Consider the following 19,378-nt stretch of genomic DNA (forward strand, 5'->3'; position numbering starts at 1 on the left):
TTATTCGCAAAAAGCCATTTTCTTTTACAAATTTTTGTATTTTAGCAAAAGAAAAATGGCTTTTTGCTTGGTGTTGAGATTGCATAAGTACTTGATAATCAAAGTCCGCACTTCACAAAGCCGCAAAACGTTAGCAGAAATTTTATACAATTACCCTGTTTCAAAGAGGAATATGCCGATAATCCTAAATAGTAGGCAAATAAAATTTTAAACATTATGTACTTTGACGTAACTAGTAAAGCTGAAGCATTTTATGAATTTCAAAAAGATCTTGATGAAAAAATTTATGCAATTGACGAAAATGCATTTGTAGATGGAATTATCAATTTTGAAAAATATTCTGCAAGTCCTGCAAAAATTTTATGGATTTTAAAAGAACCAAATAGTACCGAAGGAAAATTACATTGGCGAGACGAAATTCAACTAATACCAACTTATAATGGTAATCTGGGAGCTTTTGAAAAAACCTTCGCAAATATTGTTTATATTTCTCATGGATTGTTAAATAAGAAAAAATGGAATGAAATAAATTGGATTGAAGACGAACCAGAAATTGTAAATTCTCTTGAAGAGATTGCTTTCATAAATATTAACAAAACTCCAGGAGGAAGTAAATCTAACGATAATTTTCTACAAAATCAATATCAAAACTATTATAAAGAAATAGTTAGAGAACAAATAATTAACTTTAAACCTAACATCATAATAGGTGGAAATACAATTAAATTCATAGAAAATGATTTAAGAGAAATTTATCCTTCATTGAAATATGAAAAACACGTAGGAAGTACAAACTTGGGAATTTCTATTTCAAAAGAAGATAATTTAATCGTTTTTGATGCTTATCATCCTCAAAATACATCAGTAAATAGAGAAATGTATTGTAGCGATATTATTGACAATTATTTATCATTAACACAAAACGATTAAGATGAAAACATTTGAATTTGAAAAATTTAGGAAAAACTGGATTAATCGATTAGAAAAAATGTTTTGGGAAAAATTTCAGAAGAAAGATGAAAATATTTCTATGTCATACATGTTTGACTTTTGTTCTTTAAATAGTGATGTAAGAAGTGACGAATTTGGTCAATTATTTCTTTGTTACATCTATGAAAAAAGAAAAGAATCTGAAAACAACATCTTATTAAAAAATATTTTTTTAGAATTATTTCACGAAAATAATAATGAAAAATATCTCGCCTTTTACAAATCACAAAATAATAATAATTTTCGTGAAATTATGATGGCGCTATTTTTACTCGGAAATGAAATAGAAGATATTGATTTAAAAAATTATTTATTGCAAGGTAATGTGAAAAATCATTTTCAAAACTTTCAAAAAACAGGATTAAATTCTGATGAATTATTGGAAAAATATATTGATGGGATAATAACAGAATTTCAAATGATTTCTTTACGAACAAAAAATGCAATTTTTGAAAATGAAATATTATCAAAAAATTCAGAAAAATTTTGGAATCTATCATCTTTAAAACAAATTAATTAATATGATTTAGAAAAAAAAACTTCTGCTAACATCGGTTTTGCAAAAGCGGGGTTGAAGTTATACGTTGAAAATTTTATCTTCTTTTTCCGCAAAACCAATTTTCTTTTCCAAATTTTTGTATTTTAGCAAAAGAAAATTGGTTTTTGCTCCACTCGGTTTTTATATAACTATTTGATTTTCAAAAGCCCCACCTTCGCAAAGCCGTTTTCCGTTAGCAGAAATTTTATGACAAAGCAACTTCATATATCACTATTATTTTGTTTCATCAGTTTTTCAATGCTCTATTCTCAAAATTCAGAATTTAAAATTAATAAAGAATATCAACGAATTGAAAATTTGAAAACTTTGATGATTGACAGTTTAACTCATAAAAAAGGAGTTGACTTTAATAACGGAAGTTATGTTGACGAGAAAAAATATAAAATTTTCAAAAACAAAAAGAAACTTGTAAAGATTGAATATGAAGAAATTGTAAATGGTTCACGTAAATGGAATGAAAAAACAACCATATATTTAAAGAATGATATTCCATTTTATATTACAAAAAATATTAATGGAATAATGATTTTATACACGGATAAAGGTGAAAAATCAAAACCTTACAAGCGAACGGAAGAGATTTATGTTTATGAGTGGAATAATGAAAAAATCAAAAGAGTTTATAACGGATATGAAGAAAAAAATCAAATGAAAATATGCAAGATTTGTTATGAAAAATTAATTGAAGAAGTAAAACTTAGATTCTACTCAAAAAACAATACAAATAATTGATAAGTAGCGTATAATATAAAAACTTCTGCTAACATAGTATTGCCAAAAAAGCGGGGTTGAAGGAATTCTTTGAGAGTTTCGGGAAAATATCCGCAAAAAATTTTCCCTTTTTCCAAAGAAAAATTGTAAGTTTGAAAAAGGGAAAAATTTTTGCTTCGGAAAGTGTTTTTTTTGAAATCTCGGTTATCAAAAGCCCGCTTCTTCGGCAATACTTTTTCCGTTAGGTGCAACCCTAAAAGACGAAACAACCGACGTACAAAATGCCAACCCGGCACAAAATAAAAAGAGCTGCAAGCCAACGCACAAGCCTACACAAATTGCAGCACATTTTATTTTCCCAACCTCACCCAAACCTACATCTGTCTACTGAATTTTAACGACTTTCAAAAAAAAGGTATAAAAAATTTGCTCATTAAAAAAGTATACTTACATTTGTACCGTTAAAACAGAAAAAATGTACAATTCAATTATTATTTCTTCTATTATTATTGCGGGTGTGATTTCACATACCGGGGAGGAATAATTTTGATATAATCTAAAAGATATATTTGAAAGCCTCCCGAGAAATCAGGAGGCTTTTTTTATTGACATTAAACTAAAAAGAACAAAATGAAATCATATAACAACACTATTATTATCAGCATTATTATTAGCTCGCCACCGTGAGAGATGCTGCTTTATGCCAAATTGTAAGCCTTTCTCATTTCGGGAAAGGCTTTTTTTATTCCCAAAAATCAATTATCAACTCAATAAAAAAAATAAATATGTATTCAAACAACGAAACAGTCCTTTTTTTGGACGGAAAATTTGTAAAGGCTAACGAATCTACAACCGATTTGTACAGTCAAACGCTTCATTATGGCTACGGTGCATTTGAAGGTATTCGTTCTTATGAAACCAAAAATGGAACTAAAGTATTTAAAGCCGAAGAACATTATGAACGCTTGAAAAAATCCTGCGAATTGGTAAAAATCCCTTTCGATTGCACTGTTCAAGAGTTAGTCCAAGCTACTTACGAGTTACTGGAAAAAAACAATTTAAAAAATGCTTACATCCGACCATTGGTGTATTGTGGACAAAATATGAGTTTGTCAAAACCTACCAGTGTTTCGGTGATGATTGCCGCTTGGGACTGGGGAGCGTATTTGGGAGAAAAATTACTACGATTAACGGTTTCCTCCTATTGCCGTCCACATCCAAAATCCATCCACATTGAAGCGAAAGTCTGCGGTCATTATGTCAATTCGATTTTGGCAACCAACGAAGCAAAAGACAATGGATTCGACGAAGCCTTGCTTTTGGATAGCGATGGATTTTTAGCCGAAGGTCCGGGTGCAAATTTGTTCTTTGAAAAAGACGGAAAACTATTCACGCCTCAATTAGGAAACATCCTTCCGGGCATCACCAGAGCCACTGTTTTGGAGTTAGCCGAACAATTAGGTCTGGAACTGCATCAAGGAAAATTTACCAGAGAAGATCTTTTTCAAGCTGATAGTGCCTTTTACTGCGGAACGGCTGCCGAGGTAGTGGGTATATTATCGGTGGACACTTATCAATTTCCAAAAAACTGGAATGATTCCTTAGGTAAAAAACTTCAAGATGCTTATTCACTTTTGGTACGAGAACCTTTAAAACAGCTCAATTTAAACTAATGAAAACACTCAACAAATACAGTAGAACCATTACACAAGATGAAACCCAACCTGCAGCACAAGCCATGCTTTATGGAATAGGTTTAACCGAAGACGATTTGCAAAAAGCACAAGTGGGAATTGTGAGTATGGGTTACGAAGGAAATCCCTGCAACATGCACCTCAACGATTTGGCTAAAGAAGTAAAAGCTGGTGTGCAACAAGAGGATTTAGTAGGATTGATATTTAATACCATTGGTGTGAGTGACGGTATATCAAACGGAACTGACGGTATGCGTTTTTCTTTGGTTTCCAGAGATGTGATCGCCGATTCCATAGAAACGGTGGTGAGTGCCCAATGGTACGATGCTGTATTGGCGGTAGTAGGTTGCGATAAAAATATGCCTGGTTCTATCATCGCCATGGGAAGATTAAATCGTCCTGCAATCATGGTTTATGGAGGAACGATCCATTCTGGAAAATGGAAAGGAGAATCGCTCAATATCGTTTCAGCTTTTGAAGCTTTAGGTAAAAAATTCAGCAACACCATTTCCGATGAAGATTACAAAGGTATAATCAAAAACGCTTGTCCTGGCGCGGGTGCTTGTGGCGGTATGTACACAGCAAATACGATGGCTTCGGCTATTGAAGCTTTGGGAATGAGTTTACCTTACAGTTCATCCAATCCTGCGTTGAGCAGCAATAAAAAAATGGAATGTTTTGATACAGGAAAAGCCATCAAAGTGTTGTTGGAAAAAGACATTAAGCCCAAAGACATCATGACCCGAAAAGCCTTTGAAAATGCCATGACCATGGTAACGGTTTTGGGCGGCTCTACCAATGCCGTAATGCACCTGATAGCAATGGCACATTCGGTGGATTTGGAATTGACTTTGAATGATTTCCAAAAGGTAAGTAACCGTGTTCCAGTGTTGGCAGATTTAAAACCAAGTGGAAAATACCTCATGGAAGATTTGCACGAAGCAGGTGGTGTTCCAGCAGTAATGAAATATTTATTGAAACACAATTTATTACATAGAGATTGTTTAACTGTTACAGGAAAAACAATTGTTGAAAATTTGGAAGCTGTGGAAGATTTAACCGAAGGTCAGAAAGTATTTCTTCCATTGGAAAATCCAGTGAAAGCAAATGGACATCTGCAAATGCTCTACGGAAATTTAGCTACCGAGGGAAGTGTAGCTAAAATAAGTGGCAAAGAGGGCGATTATTTTGAAGGAACAGCCAAAGTATTTGACGATGAATATGCAGTGATTGATGGTGTGCGAAACGGAGAAGTAAAACCCGGGAATGTGGTAGTAATCCGTTATTGCGGACCAAGAGGCGGACCGGGAATGCCTGAAATGCTCAAACCAACTTCAGCAATTATGGGTGCAGGATTGGGAAATTCAGTGGCTTTAATTACCGACGGTAGATTTTCGGGTGGAACGCATGGTTTTGTGGTAGGACACATCACTCCGGAAGCTTTTGTAGGTGGAACAATTGCCTTGGTAAATGATGGAGATTTGATTGCGATTGACACAAAAAATAATACGATCAATTTAAAAGTATCTGAACAGGAATTGGAAAAACGAAAAGCAGCATGGAAACAACCTCCATTGAAAGCAAGTAAAGGGGTTTTGTACAAATATGCACAATGCGTTTCGAGTGCTTCATTGGGGTGTGTAACCGATAAATAATTAAAAAATGAAAACAACGGAATTAAAAATAACAGGTGCAGAAGCGGTGATACAAAGCCTGAAAGCCGAAGGTGTAAAAACGATATTTGGTTATCCAGGCGGTGCTATCATGCCAATTTATGATGCCTTGTTTCATCATCTTGAAGAAGTAAATCATATCTTGACAAGACACGAGCAAGGTGCTATACATGCAGCTCAAGGATATGCTAGAACTTCAGGAAAAACAGGGGTTGTATTTGCTACTTCGGGTCCGGGAGCCACCAATTTAATTACAGGTTTAGCCGATGCCCTGATTGATTCTACGCCCTTGGTTTGCATCACCGGACAGGTGGCTTCTCATCTCTTGGGAACTGATGCTTTTCAGGAAACCGATGTCATGGGAATTTCGATGCCGGTAACCAAATGGAATTGTCAGGTAACCAAAGCAGCAGATATAGCACCCACTTTAGCCAAAGCATTTTACATCGCCTCGTCTGGTCGTCCGGGGCCGGTTTTGGTGGATATTACCAAAGATGCCCAGTTTGAAAAACTGGATTTCTCTTACGAAAAGTGTACATCGGTGAGAAGCTACCAACCTAAGCCAAAATTGAATGTAGATCAAGTGCAAGCAGCAACCAAGTTTTTGAATGAGGCAAAAAAACCTTTGATGATTGTCGGACAAGGAATTATGCTTTCCAATGCAGAAGAAGAATTATTGGCTTTTGCCGAAAAAACGGGTATTCCGGTGGCTTCTACGCTTTTGGGATTAGGAGCTTTTCCAAGTCATCACCCTTTATTTGTTGGAATGGTAGGCATGCATGGCAATTATGCACCCAATGTAAAAACCAATGAGTGCGATGTGTTGCTTGCCGTGGGAATGCGTTTTGACGACCGTGTTACAGGTGATGTTTCCCGGTATGCAACACAAGCAAAAGTGGTTCATGTTGATATAGACACTGCCGAAATCAATAAAATCATAAAAGCCGATGCTCCTGTTGTAGCCGATGCCAAAGAAGCACTAACCGTTTTAGCAGATTTGGCAGAAAAACAAACTCATCAAAATTGGTTGGATGAATTTCATCAAGCGAAGCAAAAGGAATTACAGGTACTTTCAGAAAATAGAGAAAAGGAATTTTCAGATGAACTGAGAATGGATTTGGTGATTGATTTACTTTCTCAAAAAACCAAGGGCAATGCAATCGTTGTAACCGATGTGGGACAGCACCAAATGATGGCGGCACAGTTCTATCAGTATAATCAAACCAAAAGTAATGTTACATCTGGCGGATTGGGAACGATGGGTTTTGCACTTCCAGCCGCTATTGGAGCAAAAATGGCAAATCCGGAAAAACAAGTCGTAGCTATCATTGGAGATGGTGGTTTTCAAATGACCTTGCAGGAATTGGGAACCATGATGCAGAATAATATCGGCGTGAAAATCATCATCTTAAACAATGGTTATTTGGGAATGGTGAGGCAATGGCAACAAATGTTCTTTGAAAAAAGATATTCGTTTACCGACATTCAAAGTCCTGATTTTGTGGCTTTGGCAGCCTCTTACAACATCAAAGGTCAAAAAGTTGAAAGACAGGAGGACTTGAACAACGCATTAGACCAACTTTTAAACACAGAAAATGCGTACCTGTTGGAAGTCAAAGTTGCCAGAGAAGATAATGTTTTTCCGATGGTGCCAACAGGTGCTTCGGTAGCTGAAATAAGATTACAATAATTATAAAACGGATAAAATGGAAACAATGAACAAAACATTTACCGTATCCATATTTACGGAAAATACAATCGGAATGCTCAACCGCATCACCATCATATTTACAAGACGACATTTGAATATTGACAGCATCACCGCTTCTGAAACAGAGGTTAAAAATGTGCACCGTTACACTATCGTTTTGAGAACAAACAGAGAACAAATAGATAAAGTTGTTGGGCAAATCGACAAATTAATTGATGTTCTGAAAGCCTTTGTACACGAAGATAATGAAGTAGTACATCAGGAAATTGCGCTATATAAAATCAAAACAACAGAACTTAAATCCAACAATGTAGAGCAAGTGGTTAGAGAAAATAGTGCCAAAGTTCTCACCGTAGATCCCGATTTTATCGTCATTGAAAAAACAGGGCACAAAGCAGATACACAGGTTTTATTTGAGAAATTGAAACCCTTTGGTATTCTGGAATTTGCCCGCTCAGGAAGAGTAGCAGTTACCAAACCAATGAAAGAATTAAGCACTTATTTAAAAGAATTAGAAATCAATTAAAAAAAATAATACAATATAAAATGGCACAATTAAATTTTGGCGGCGTAATGGAAAATGTCGTAACACGAGAAGAGTTTTCATTAGAGAAAGCAAGAGAAATATTAAAAAACGAAACTGTTGCAGTCATTGGATACGGCGTACAAGGTCCTGGACAAGCCTTAAATTTGAAAGATAATGGCGTAAAAGTAATTGTAGGACAACGAAAAGGGACAAAGAGTTGGGACAAAGCACTTGCTGATGGTTGGGTAGAAAATGAAACTCTTTTCGAAGTGGAAACCGCTTGCGAAAAAGGCACTTTACTCATGAATTTATTATCAGATGCAGGGCAAATACAAGCATGGGAAACGATGAAAAAACATTTAACTGCAGGGAAATCATTATATTTTTCACACGGTTTTGGCGTAACATTTTTCGAAAAAACCGGCATCGTTCCGCCCAAAGATGTAGACGTATTTTTAGTCGCCCCAAAAGGTTCGGGAACATCGTTACGAACATTATTTTTAAAAGGACAAGGTCTAAATTCTAGCTATGCTGTTTTTCAAAATGCTACAGGAAAAGCAGTAGAGAAAGCCTTGGCATTAGGCATTGCTATTGGATCGGGCTATTTGTTCGAAACTACATTTCAAAAAGAAGTATACAGCGATTTGACTGGCGAACGAGGCGTTTTGATGGGAGCTATCGCAGGTGTTTTTGAGGCTCAATATAATGTGCTTCGTCAGCGAGGACATTCGCCAAGTGAAGCCTTCAACGAAACTGTAGAAGAATTGACCCAAAGTTTAATGCCTTTGGTAGCCGAAAACGGAATGGATTGGATGTTTGCCAATTGCAGTACCACTGCACAACGAGGAGCATTGGATTGGAAAGGTAAATTTAGAGAAGCTACCACTCCTGTTTTTAATGAACTGTATGATGACGTGCTTTCAGGTAAAGAAGCAGCCATCGTTATCGAAGCCAACAGCAAGCCAGATTACAGAGAAAAACTCAACGCAGAACTCAAAGAAATACAACAAAGTGAGTTGTGGCAAACTGGAATGCAAGTTCGAAAATTAAGACCTCAAACCAAATGATACATTTAGCAAAAATACAAGAGGCAGCCGAAAACCTGAAAGGTGTGGCTGTGCATACGCCTCTTGTGAAAAACGAAAACCTGAGCGAGCGATTTGCTGCTCAGGTTTATTTGAAACGGGAAGATTTACAACCTGTACGATCCTACAAATTGCGTGGAGCGTATCATAAAATAAGTTCGCTTTCCGAAAATGATATAAAACTAGGCGTTGTATGTGCAAGTGCGGGTAATCACGCTCAAGGAGTGGCTTTTGCGTGTAGAAAACTGAACATAAAAGCCGTTATTTATATGCCTATTACCACGCCTGCACAAAAAATAAAGCAGGTAAAACTCTTTGGAAAAGAAAATGTAGAGGTTGTGTTGAAAGGTGATACTTTTGACGATGCCTACAACGAAGCCCTTCTTTTCAGCCAGAAGAATAAGGCAGTTTTCGTTCATCCGTTTGATGATGAATTGGTTATTTCCGGACAAGGAACTGTAGGATTGGAAATTGTGGAAGACAGCAAATGTAAGATTGATTTTTTATTCTTTCCAATTGGAGGTGGCGGTTTGGCAGCAGGGGTCGTTTCGGTTTTTAAACAATTGAGTCCCGAAACTAAACTTATCGGTGTAGAACCACAAGGAGCAGCCTCTATGAAAACATCGTTGGAAAACGGTAAAAATACTGCATTGACGAACATTGATAAATTTGTAGATGGAGCTGCCGTAAAACGGGTGGGCGACAAAACATTTGAAATCTGCCAACATTCATTAGACGACATCGTTTTAGTGCCTGAAGGGAAGGTTTGCACAACAATTTTACAATTATATAACGAAGAAGCCATTGTTGTAGAACCAGCTGGTGCATTGAGTATTGCAGCCTTGGATTCGTATAAAGACCAAATCAAAGGTAAAAATGTGGTGTGCATTGTTAGTGGCAGCAACAATGACATCACAAGAATGGAAGAAATAAAAGAGCGATCCTTGATGTTTGAAGGATTGAAGCATTATTTCATCATCAACTTTCCACAACGACCAGGAGCATTAAAAGAATTTGTAAATGATGTCTTAGGAGAAAATGATGACATTACTTATTTCCAGTTCACTAAAAAGAACAACCGCGAAGAAGGTCCGGCTGTTGTTGGCGTAGAACTAAAATACAGTTCTGATTTAGATAGTATGGAACAAAAAATGAAAACTAAAAAAATAAATTATCAGCATCTGAACGAGCAGAAAGAACTGTTTACGCATTTGATTTTCTAGGGTTAAAATAGGAGTGGAAAGATTTCTATCCACTCCTTTAGCTTCCTTCACTTTTTTCAAAATTCAAAAAAATATTCTCAATTGAACATCAAGAATATTGCTGCTACTAAATATGATAGCATAAATAAAAAAGAACATAACATCTGTTTTTCTCCGTACTGTTGTAAAATTAAAGGACTACATATTATCATGAGAAATTAGATTTACAAAAAGAAAGCCATGGTACAAACAATAGCAGCCGTTATGGCGGTATAAAATAGACCTATGATAGTTCCGTAACCTAGCTTTTTGTGTACTGTCGAATATTTTCCTGGTAATGTTTTTTTCTTTTTCAAATTCTTATTAGCACTGAAAACAGTAATTCCCCAGAAAATATAGGTGATTACCGCACCTATGATATGAGCAATCAATAAACTATTAAAGAATAACGTCCCAGTATACTTACTGTTAGAAACGAGACTGCCTGATCCGCCCGAAACCCTTATTTGAACTTCTAAAATAATCAGTGCAACAATACAGGTCCAGAACAATCGTTTTTGAATTTTGACGTGGACATCAAGGTTCTTTTTCTTAATTTGAGAAACAGCATAAAGCGAAATAAAGGGGGCTGCAATTGACAATATTAGCATTCCCACAACAATTAACAATGTAATGTTCATAATTTTGATTTTTAATTAATTATTTTTTCTGTTAAAACTCGAAGATTAGCCCAAGGGAAGGTAAAGGATGTCCAGTTTTATTGTAAAGAATAACTGGTATGGCGTTGCTTCCATCAGGACTAATAGGTTGTCCATTGGTGGTCACAAAGCCTGTATTATCTTCGTTTCGCTTAAACGTAAAGTTCGGGTTGGTTTCATTTTTTTGCATCAATAAGTTTTGTACATCTAGATATATACCCAACGATGTCTTTTTAAAGTTGAATTTCTTATCCACTCGGAAATCCAGTTGGTTGAAATTGGAAAGTCTGTTCTGGTTCAATAAGGAAGCATCTGGAATTCCCTGGCCCAGCAACAAATAGTTTTGTTGTGAGGCTGCCAGATCATATGGTGTATAAGGATTTCCTCCTGCAAAACGGTATTTTAATCCCAAGTCCCAGTCATTTTTCATCTTATATCCCAGAGTTGCAGAAAACAGGTGTCTGTTGTCCCACGATGAAGGTGCCAATACACCGTCAATTCCCGAAAACTTACTGATGACGTAAGAGTAGCTCAACACATAGAAGAGGTTTTTAGTCATCTTTTGCTGCATAAATGCCTCAATCCCGTAAGCTTCTCCTTTTCCTGTAGTCAGGATACGCTCACTTCCTACAGAACCATATTGTGTTCCCTGATTGGCCAATGAGATCCCTGTTGTTTCAGACACAGGGTAGTCACTATATCTCTTATAGAAACCCTCCAATGTGAACCTTAGTGAATTCTTTGGTAAGAACTCAGTTCCCAGAACATAATGGGTTGAACGGGTATAGTCCATATCTTTATTGATGAAATTGCCTGCTTCATCCTTATATCCCAATGCGGTATATATAGGTGCCTTAAAATAAGTACCAGCAGATGCATTCAAGTTCCATTGGTCACTCAGACGATAAGAAGCGGATAAACGAGGAGAAAGTGTCTTCAAGGGATCATTTCCTGTCTCGGTCATGCTGTTCATATCCGTACGGATACCTCCAGATAAGAGTAATCTGTCATCCAGAAAACGTTTTGAAGCATGCGCAAACAATCCATATTTGAAGAAGTCGATCTTACTGTTGAACAGGATGGTTCTTTCTGGGGCTACAACATTGCCATCTTCATCTTTTACCTCAGCAGACACTTTATTAAATACATCTCCGTTATAACCTACGTATTGGGCATCCAAACCAGCTGAAAACTTCCAACCGTTAACAAACTTATTGTAATCAAAACGGAACTTATTTTCCACTTCATCTGATTCGATTAATAAAGTCCTGTTCTGTTCAATTTTGTTCTCGTCTTCAAATTTATCCAATGTTGTATTGAACATGTTCCTGCTTAAGGTGAAGTTCATGTAACCATTCTCGATCTTTCTGTTAAGATTAAAGCCCATGGTATAAGTCCATTGGTTTACATAAGGCGTTGAACGGAGAATGTAAGTGTGTTCGGGAGTAGACTCTTTTGTAGGTGCAAACCCGAAATTATCGATAGCGCCGATTCCAATAGCAGTTAATGTTGTCTTATCATTGAATTTGTGGTTAACTTTATATTGAAAATCATAAAAGTCTGGACGGATTGGGAGATCTACCATTTTAAATAACATGCCTAAATAGGATTTACGCACAGAACTTAGAAATGTTGTTTTAGGAGAAAGTGGACCTTCCAGCGTTAATGCGGTTTCTGTCATACTTGCACGAATATTTCCCGACAAACGATCGGGGTTACCGTTTCTTTGATTGATAACAAAGGTAGAAGACAATGCATCGCTGTATCTCGAATCGAACGCAGATGTTGTCAATTTAAGATCCTCGATAAACGAGACGTTCAAAATTCCCTGTGCGCCTCCCGAACTTCCCTGTGTCTGGAAGTGGTTTAAAACTGGTATTTCTATACCATCAAGATAATAAACGTTTTCATTGGGTGCACCACCACGTATGATTATATCATTACGTTCGCCCACACCATTGCTAAGTCCAACTCCGGGTAACGTTTGTACCACTTTTGAAACATCAAAATTTCCTCCGGGGTTTGATTTTATTTCCTGAGATGTCAATTTCTGGACAGACATAGGAGTAATCATATCGGTTGCAGTTGCAGAAGCACTTCTATTGACTGTGATTGTAACGCCTTCAAGTTGTGCCGCTTCCGGTTGCAATTCAAAGTGCATAATCCTGTCATTGCCTGAGCTTACTTCTATATTGTATTGTGTAAACTTTTGATACCCCACTGAGGAAGCGCTAATCGTATAGGTGCCTACAGGAACGTTAAGCCTAAAAGTTCCCGTACTGTCAGTAAGCGTAGCAAACGAGGTCCCGTTAACGCTAATACTCACTCCAATAAGTCTCTCGTGGGTGTCCATATCTTCCACAGTACCGATAACATTTCCCATTTTTTGAGCAATCGCAGGTGTTGATAATAAGAAAAATACACTTAAATAGATAAGCACTTTGATATTCTCTTTCATTATGTCTTGTTTAATAAGCAAAGGAAGATTTTTTCTACCTTTGAAAGAAATCTAATAGACCAATCTTTCATTTTTTACCATGAAGGTGTATTTTTGAATCGTGAAGTATCCGGAGTTTCTTCACTTAACAAAATAGCATACTCACTCATAAAATCAGTGAGTTTGTCGATAAATTTTGTAAATTTTTAATAGAAAATGGAATTTAGCATCCTATGAAAATCATAACAAGAAATCAAAATACAGTTACAACCTTAGTGGGTATAACCCTCTTAGCAGTATTACTGTTTCTTATGATTCCGCATTCTTATGGGATCGCATTGCCTTTTGTTTATTGGGTCAATCAATTTTTCTTTTTCATTTTGATGCTGGGACTTACTTATTTCAATACAAAATGGTTGGCACCTAAATTACTCTTCCAAAGAAAATATTTTCAATACTATCTCACTTTATTTCTTTCGTGTGTATTGATTATTATAATTCTCAGTAAGTTGGATGAGTTGCTCAATGTTTCGGAGGAAATAAGAAAAATAGCTGGGTTACATAATACCCAAAAAAAACAGGGACATGGCAATTTATCCGTATTTTTCTATATTTTCTTGATTGAAATATTGGTGCTTGGTGTCAATATTATTGGCATATTGATTAAAAAATGGCAAGATGAGAAGAATAAACGCCTACAAGTAGAAAAAGACAAGATAGAAATGGAGCTTTCGTTTTTAAAATCACAAATTAACCCTCATTTCTTCTTTAACAGTCTCAACACGGTAAATGCTTTGACCTATACAGATGTTGACCAATCTAGAAATGCTCTTAAAAAATTAGGGAAAATAATGCGGCACGTTTTATATAACACATCCAATCAATCTTCTACTATTGCATCAGAAATAGAGTTTATTTCCAATTATTTGGAATTGATGAAAATGCGATCTGCCCAGAAGGTTTCAATTGATTTTTCGGTGGATATCGTCTCTCCTGATCAAAAAATTGCTTCGATGTTGTTTTTGCCTTTTATAGAAAACGCATTCAAATATGGCATCAGCACACAGACACATAGTCCGATTACCATTAGGATTACAGAAAAAGATCAATCATTGGTGTTCTATACAAAGAATAAAGTTTTTGAAAAAATCGTGGACAACAAGTTGGATGATGATCAAAACCATGGTATCGGAATACAGAATACGGAAAGACGGCTGGAACTAATTTATCCTGGCAGGTATTCCTTGGCAATAAATAAGGTTGATGGCTTTGAGGTGCAACTTAAAATTGATTTAAATGAAAATTAGATGTATAACCGTAGATGACGAGCCCTTAGCATTGAATATGATTAGCTCCTTTGTCAGACAAACACCTTTTCTGGAACTTGTTGCTGAATTTGACAATGCGATCGATGCTCTTAATTATATTCAATCCAATCCTGTTCAATTACTACTGCTCGACATTCAAATGGCAGATCTTACCGGTATGGAACTTGCAAGGGTTTTGGCAGCAGATGCCAGTAAGCATAAACCGTTTATCATCTTTACGACAGCTTATAGTGAATTTGCATTAGAAGGATATCGCGTGGATGCTATTGACTACGTACTTAAACCATTTGATTATGAAGATTTTATAACTTCAATTTCAAAAGTCAGAAAACGAATCGAACAAGGAAACGAGTCTGCTGATATTGTATCATATGATAACCAACAATTTATATTTATAAAGGTTGATTCACAGGTTATTCGATTGGAAATCAATAGTATTTTATATATTGAGGGACTCAAGGATTATATCAGAATTCATCTGGTCAATGGTGCTAAACCTATGCTTTCGTTGATGAGCTTAAAAAAGTTGGAAGAGAAACTCACCAAAAGTGGATTTCTCCGAATTCATCGTTCCTATATTATTTCTTTTGCCCGTGTGGATGCACTTTTAAAAAACAGCGTTAAAATCGGGGATAAAATAATCCCAGTAGGTGCTACCTATAAAGATAAATATGACCAATTTGTGGATCTATGGATTAAGTAACCAAAGTCTATATTAAAGATAAAAATCAAAGAAATTAATCAATTTACTGCCAGGTATTTGTCGGTTTCAGACTTACCTCAATAATTTATTTTTCACTCAGAATTGTTAGAAAAAAATGTAGTTTTCAATGTTTTGTTCTTACACCTTTTTTTTGGATGATATCTCTCTTTTTTTCATCTACTCAAATTATATAAGGCAGTATAATACTAGTTCACGATCAAAAGTGGCTCCTTCGTCTATAATTTTTGTGAGCGAACACAGGCTTTCGGAAGTTTGTGGCATAAAAAAACAATATGCCCTAAAGGCTTAGTTTGCAAAACGAAATATAGATCTATATGAAATTAAAACAATTTATTACACTAATTTTATTTACAACTCTTACTCATAGTGTATGGGCGCAAAGCCCAACTGCAAAACTCAGTGGAAAAGTAACCGACTCTCTTACTCAGGAAGCAGTGTACTATGCCACTATCTCCTTACACCCGGTTGGAGATGAAAAAAATGTCAACGGAACTGTAGCGGACGAAAAGGGTCAATTCACACTCGATAATCTAAGACCGGGTAAATACGATATCTCCATCAACTTTATTGGGTACAGTACAAAAAACTTTTCCAATTATATTGTTAAGCCAGGAGACAATAATTTGGGCAACATTATGATCAGCCAAGACGCTAGCCTGCTTGAAGAAGTCGTGATACAGGGAGAGCGCCCTATTATCGAAAATAAAATCGACAGATTGGTTTTTAATGCCGAAAGAGATGTAACCTCTATGGGAGGAAATGCCACAGATGTCTTACGTAAGGTGCCTATGCTTTCGGTAGACATAGATGGGAATGTATCTATGCGTGGCGACCAAAACGTGAAAATATTGGTCAATGGAAAATCTTCTGGTGCAATGGCCAATAATGTTGGCGATGCCTTAAAGACCATTCCTGCGGATCAAATAAAAAGCGTAGAGGTTATTACTAGTCCCTCGGCTAAATATGATGCAGAAGGGACTTCTGGTATTATTAATATCATTACCAAAAAGAAAGATATTGGCGGAGTAAACGGCTCTATTTCTGGAGGCCTTGGAACCAGACATAATAATGGAAATGCAAACTTTAATGCTAGAAAAGGAAAATTTGGCGTTGTAGCTAATTTAGGCGGTAATTATATGTGGCCTCAAACCGTTACCAACGACTTCGAACAATTTACAATTGGTGGCGATCCGGTATTGAGGCAATTCAGTGACCAAAAAACCACCCGATCTGGACTTCGTGGGTCTATCGGTATTGACTATGATCTAACTGATAAAGATCTATTTACTACTACGTTTTCAGTAAACGGATTTGAAATGAATATGGATGGAAACACCAATTCAACGTTCTTCTTGCCAAATAATGGTAATTTGTCATTATTATCCAATAGAGATCAAAAGACTGCCTCTGACGGCTTTGATTGGTCAGCAGATTACACAAGGAAATTTGCAAATCCAAAGCAGGAATTGACACTATCAGGTCAGTTTTCTAGAAGCAACAGTATTACTGATTACAAAACGATTTATGAAACAGGAGATCGTCTTGACGAAATTGGAGAAAATAAAGGAATAAATGATGAATTTACACTTCAGGCAGATTATGTACAACCTCTCGGTAGTACAACATTAGAAATGGGGGTTAAAACCATTCTTCGCGATATTACCAGTTCATCTTTGATACAAGAAGGCGGAGGCGGGAATTTTCATATTTCGGATGATCGTTCCTATGATTTCAACTATAACCAAGATGTAGTAGCAGGATATTTATCGTATAGTTTTGAGTTTGCAGAAAAATATGAAGTAAAAGCAGGTCTTCGAATGGAACACACAAAGCTTAATGGGGATGCAATAGGCGCTTTCAAAGCCTTTAACAATGATTATACAAATATATTACCCACTGCGGTGATATCGAAAAAGCTCGGAAGGATGTCTAGTTTAAAACTGAGCTACAATCAACGTATTCAAAGGCCAAGCTTGTTTTATTTAAATCCTTTTAGAAATACAGCAGACCCGATTGTTCAGAGACAAGGAAATCCTGAGCTTAAGCCTGAGCTTTCCCATAACGTTGAATTGGGTTATTCAACATTTAAAAAGGGGACGGTTTTTAATGCTTCTGTATTTTATCGCAGGACCAACGACGTTATCGAAAGCTTGAATCAGATAGATAGTCTTAGCACGCCTGGACAGCAGATTTCATTGACTACTTTTGATAATATCGGCACCAATGAATCTTTTGGAACAAATTTGTTTTTGTCTTTTTCACCCATTAGAAATTTAACGCTAAGAAGCAATATCAGTTTGTTTACATATGAAGCAAAAGGGAACTCCTTTAATGAGGAAATGAGTACGCAGGTTGACAAGTTACATTTTATGTATCGCGCTTTTATAAACGGGAGTTATAAAATAAGCAATGACTTAATAGCAGAGACATTCGTCATGTTGAATTCACCAAGACGTACATTCCAAGGTACTTCCCCTTCTATGAGTATGTGGACTGTAGGTGTGAAAAAAGAATTATGGGACAAAACCGCTAGTATTGGGTTAAATATTACAAACCCTTTTTGGGAAAATACTCGTTTCAAAAGCGAGGTATTCACTCCTGATTATACCCAGACAAATAATATGAAACTCCCATTCCGCTCTTTTGGATTAACTTTTAACTATAATATTGGCAAAGTAGATTCCAAAAATAAAACCAAAAAAGAAAGGGGCATTAAGAACGATGATCAAAAACAGGGAGAATCCAATCAAGAAACTCAAATGGGTAACAGAATGTAAAACAGAGATCTTGCTCAATAGATAATGCTTGATAATAGGAGACTGAAATTTATTGTCCGTTATTACGACAGTAGCCAGATTGTTATTTTTTTGTAAAAGATAAGCAGACTCATGGAAAGAAATTCATGGCAAGTCTTACGCTCATATCAAATTTTTTAAAAGCAAAGGATTAATTATATCAGATTACATCACAAAAAGGGTTATTTAATGGATAAATTTTACAATGAGACATATCGTAAGTTGGAAACTGCAATTCAGGAACAGGAGATTGAAATCGATTGTCTTTTATTAAGATCAGAGACAATTATACACCTGATAGTTAACTGCCTTTCAGAAGTAAAGGAATATGTTCAGAAAAGAGGATTTAAGAACATTGATGAAGAAATCCTCTTTTTCAAATATCAAAAACCAACCCTTGTTGCCAAACTCATTTATTACAATGCCATCTATAAAATTGAGGTTAGAAAACCTTACGGAGAAAAGCCAATAAAGAAATACCTTAAATAGGAATTGAAAAAACTCAAAAGATTCTTTGATCACAACCTTGAATTTTACAAGTATTACCGTAGCAATAATTCTTACGTTGATGAGAAATTCTTTGTAAGGGGGAAACACGATATAAGGCTGTGGTTGGACAAACTAATTTCTGGAATAATGCTTTTGGTTTCAATTGGAATGTTAATTCTTGGTATTATTGGAATGGTTCAGAAAGTAGAAAATAGTATTTTATACTTTTTCTTTGGTGGTTTTGGAACATTTATGACAATAAGAGATTTTCAAACTTTCAAAGTTTTTACCGAAAAGAAAAATGCTTGGTTAATTAGCCATCTAGGACGAATGATTGGAGCATTAATTGCTTCTGTGACCGCATTTTTGGTTGCTGGACTTCATATCGGAACGACATTAGTTTGGATTATGCCAACAATTTTGGGGACAGTGTACATTATATATTGGAACAGACAATTTAAATCAAAAAATAAAGACAAAATTGTGCTTGAAAAATAAGCACTACCGCCAACATCGGTTTGGCAATATGGCGGCTGAAGTGCTTCTATGAAACATTTGTGCAAGGTTCAACAGCAGTAATTCTATTGAACTTTTATGCTAAAAATCCGCCACATCGCCAAGCCGAAAAACGTTGTCCGTAATATTTGAAGAGCGTTATCAAATCGAAGATTTTACAAATTTGAACATTTTTTGACCTATACCCTGCTGATTTCTAAATTTTATGCCGAATAATTTCTGCCTGAAAATTCAAAAAAT

At 35.9% G+C, this 19,378-nt stretch carries 14 protein-coding genes and 1 pseudogene; 13 read left to right on the top strand and 2 right to left on the bottom strand.

Annotation, left to right across the window (positions count from 1 at the left end; translation table 11 throughout):
* Positions 1 to 216 precede the first annotated feature (216 nt).
* The 9 genes from EIY84_RS10645 (at position 217) to ilvA (ending at position 10,172) form a co-directional block, all read left to right on the top strand.
* Complete coding sequence (locus EIY84_RS10645) at positions 217 to 930, top strand: hypothetical protein (protein WP_124643009.1); 714 nt, start codon at positions 217 to 219, stop codon at positions 928 to 930.
* 1 nt (position 931) lies between these two features.
* Complete coding sequence (locus EIY84_RS10650; protein WP_124643011.1) at positions 932 to 1,510, top strand: hypothetical protein; 579 nt, start codon at positions 932 to 934, stop codon at positions 1,508 to 1,510.
* 225 nt (positions 1,511 to 1,735) lie between these two features.
* Positions 1,736 to 2,281 (top strand): hypothetical protein, encoded by a 546-nt coding sequence (locus EIY84_RS10655; protein WP_124643013.1) that lies wholly within the window; start codon positions 1,736 to 1,738, stop codon positions 2,279 to 2,281.
* 764 nt (positions 2,282 to 3,045) lie between these two features.
* On the top strand, positions 3,046 to 3,933 hold the full coding sequence (locus EIY84_RS10660) for a branched-chain amino acid transaminase (RefSeq protein WP_124643015.1): 888 nt from the start codon (positions 3,046 to 3,048) through the stop codon (positions 3,931 to 3,933).
* Positions 3,933 to 5,609, top strand: coding sequence for a dihydroxy-acid dehydratase (gene ilvD / locus EIY84_RS10665; RefSeq protein ID WP_124643017.1), 1,677 nt, complete (start codon positions 3,933 to 3,935; stop codon positions 5,607 to 5,609). Before EIY84_RS10660 ends, ilvD begins: the two co-directional genes overlap by 1 nt.
* A gap of 7 nt (positions 5,610 to 5,616) precedes the next feature.
* On the top strand, positions 5,617 to 7,317 hold the full coding sequence (gene ilvB, locus EIY84_RS10670; protein WP_124643019.1) for a biosynthetic-type acetolactate synthase large subunit: 1,701 nt from the start codon (positions 5,617 to 5,619) through the stop codon (positions 7,315 to 7,317).
* Between the two features lie 25 nt (positions 7,318 to 7,342).
* On the top strand, positions 7,343 to 7,864 hold the full coding sequence (gene ilvN / locus EIY84_RS10675; RefSeq protein ID WP_034751613.1) for an acetolactate synthase small subunit: 522 nt from the start codon (positions 7,343 to 7,345) through the stop codon (positions 7,862 to 7,864).
* Between the two features lie 20 nt (positions 7,865 to 7,884).
* Positions 7,885 to 8,931, top strand: coding sequence for a ketol-acid reductoisomerase (gene ilvC, locus EIY84_RS10680; protein WP_124643021.1), 1,047 nt, complete (start codon positions 7,885 to 7,887; stop codon positions 8,929 to 8,931).
* Entirely contained in the window at positions 8,928 to 10,172 is a 1,245-nt protein-coding gene (ilvA, locus tag EIY84_RS10685; RefSeq protein WP_124643023.1) for a threonine ammonia-lyase IlvA, read from the top strand. The genes ilvC and ilvA overlap by 4 nt, the downstream gene beginning before the upstream one ends.
* Before the next feature lie 203 nt (positions 10,173 to 10,375).
* On the opposite strand, the gene EIY84_RS10690 is transcribed toward ilvA, so the two are convergent.
* Both EIY84_RS10690 and EIY84_RS10695 read right to left on the bottom strand, forming a co-directional pair.
* Positions 10,376 to 10,831: a DUF420 domain-containing protein gene (locus EIY84_RS10690; RefSeq protein WP_124643026.1), complete on the bottom strand. Its 456-nt coding sequence runs from the start codon at positions 10,829 to 10,831 to the stop codon at positions 10,376 to 10,378.
* Between the two features lie 31 nt (positions 10,832 to 10,862).
* A complete protein-coding gene (locus EIY84_RS10695; RefSeq protein WP_124643028.1) occupies positions 10,863 to 13,307 on the bottom strand; it encodes a TonB-dependent receptor in 2,445 nt (814 codons plus the stop codon).
* 212 nt (positions 13,308 to 13,519) lie between these two features.
* On the opposite strand from EIY84_RS10695, the gene EIY84_RS10700 reads away from it, so the two are divergent.
* From EIY84_RS10700 to EIY84_RS10715, 4 genes and pseudogenes are all read left to right on the top strand, one after another.
* Positions 13,520 to 14,593 carry a sensor histidine kinase gene (locus EIY84_RS10700; protein WP_034751539.1) on the top strand — a complete coding sequence of 358 codons (1,074 nt, stop codon included), beginning with the start codon at positions 13,520 to 13,522 and terminating at the stop codon, positions 14,591 to 14,593.
* Complete coding sequence (locus EIY84_RS10705) at positions 14,583 to 15,317, top strand: LytR/AlgR family response regulator transcription factor (protein WP_034751541.1); 735 nt, start codon at positions 14,583 to 14,585, stop codon at positions 15,315 to 15,317. The genes EIY84_RS10700 and EIY84_RS10705 overlap by 11 nt, the downstream gene beginning before the upstream one ends.
* Before the next feature lie 335 nt (positions 15,318 to 15,652).
* Positions 15,653 to 18,115, top strand: coding sequence for a TonB-dependent receptor domain-containing protein (locus EIY84_RS10710; protein ID WP_124643030.1), 2,463 nt, complete (start codon positions 15,653 to 15,655; stop codon positions 18,113 to 18,115).
* Positions 18,116 to 18,322: 207 nt separating this feature from the next.
* Positions 18,323 to 19,120 (top strand): annotated as a pseudogene (locus EIY84_RS10715) (RteC domain-containing protein).
* Positions 19,121 to 19,378 lie beyond the last annotated feature (258 nt).

Origin of the sequence: Amniculibacterium aquaticum (assembly GCF_003852705.1) — a bacterium.
Taxonomy (GTDB): domain Bacteria; phylum Bacteroidota; class Bacteroidia; order Flavobacteriales; family Weeksellaceae; genus Amniculibacterium; species Amniculibacterium aquaticum.

What these genes read in the sequence shown, in the direction of transcription:
- EIY84_RS10645 (WP_124643009.1), top strand. Translation starts at nt 217, where the DNA reads ATGTACTTTGACGTAACTAGTAAAGCTGAAGCATTTTATGAATTTCAA.
- EIY84_RS10650 (WP_124643011.1), top strand. Translation starts at nt 932, where the DNA reads ATGAAAACATTTGAATTTGAAAAATTTAGGAAAAACTGGATTAATCGA.
- EIY84_RS10655 (WP_124643013.1), top strand. Translation starts at nt 1,736, where the DNA reads ATGACAAAGCAACTTCATATATCACTATTATTTTGTTTCATCAGTTTT.
- EIY84_RS10660 (WP_124643015.1), top strand. Translation starts at nt 3,046, where the DNA reads ATGTATTCAAACAACGAAACAGTCCTTTTTTTGGACGGAAAATTTGTA.
- ilvD (WP_124643017.1), top strand. Translation starts at nt 3,933, where the DNA reads ATGAAAACACTCAACAAATACAGTAGAACCATTACACAAGATGAAACC.
- ilvB (WP_124643019.1), top strand. Translation starts at nt 5,617, where the DNA reads ATGAAAACAACGGAATTAAAAATAACAGGTGCAGAAGCGGTGATACAA.
- ilvN (WP_034751613.1), top strand. Translation starts at nt 7,343, where the DNA reads ATGAACAAAACATTTACCGTATCCATATTTACGGAAAATACAATCGGA.
- ilvC (WP_124643021.1), top strand. Translation starts at nt 7,885, where the DNA reads ATGGCACAATTAAATTTTGGCGGCGTAATGGAAAATGTCGTAACACGA.
- ilvA (WP_124643023.1), top strand. Translation starts at nt 8,928, where the DNA reads ATGATACATTTAGCAAAAATACAAGAGGCAGCCGAAAACCTGAAAGGT.
- EIY84_RS10690 (WP_124643026.1), bottom strand. Translation starts at nt 10,831, where the DNA reads ATGAACATTACATTGTTAATTGTTGTGGGAATGCTAATATTGTCAATT.
- EIY84_RS10695 (WP_124643028.1), bottom strand. Translation starts at nt 13,307, where the DNA reads ATGAAAGAGAATATCAAAGTGCTTATCTATTTAAGTGTATTTTTCTTA.
- EIY84_RS10700 (WP_034751539.1), top strand. Translation starts at nt 13,520, where the DNA reads ATGAAAATCATAACAAGAAATCAAAATACAGTTACAACCTTAGTGGGT.
- EIY84_RS10705 (WP_034751541.1), top strand. Translation starts at nt 14,583, where the DNA reads ATGAAAATTAGATGTATAACCGTAGATGACGAGCCCTTAGCATTGAAT.
- EIY84_RS10710 (WP_124643030.1), top strand. Translation starts at nt 15,653, where the DNA reads ATGAAATTAAAACAATTTATTACACTAATTTTATTTACAACTCTTACT.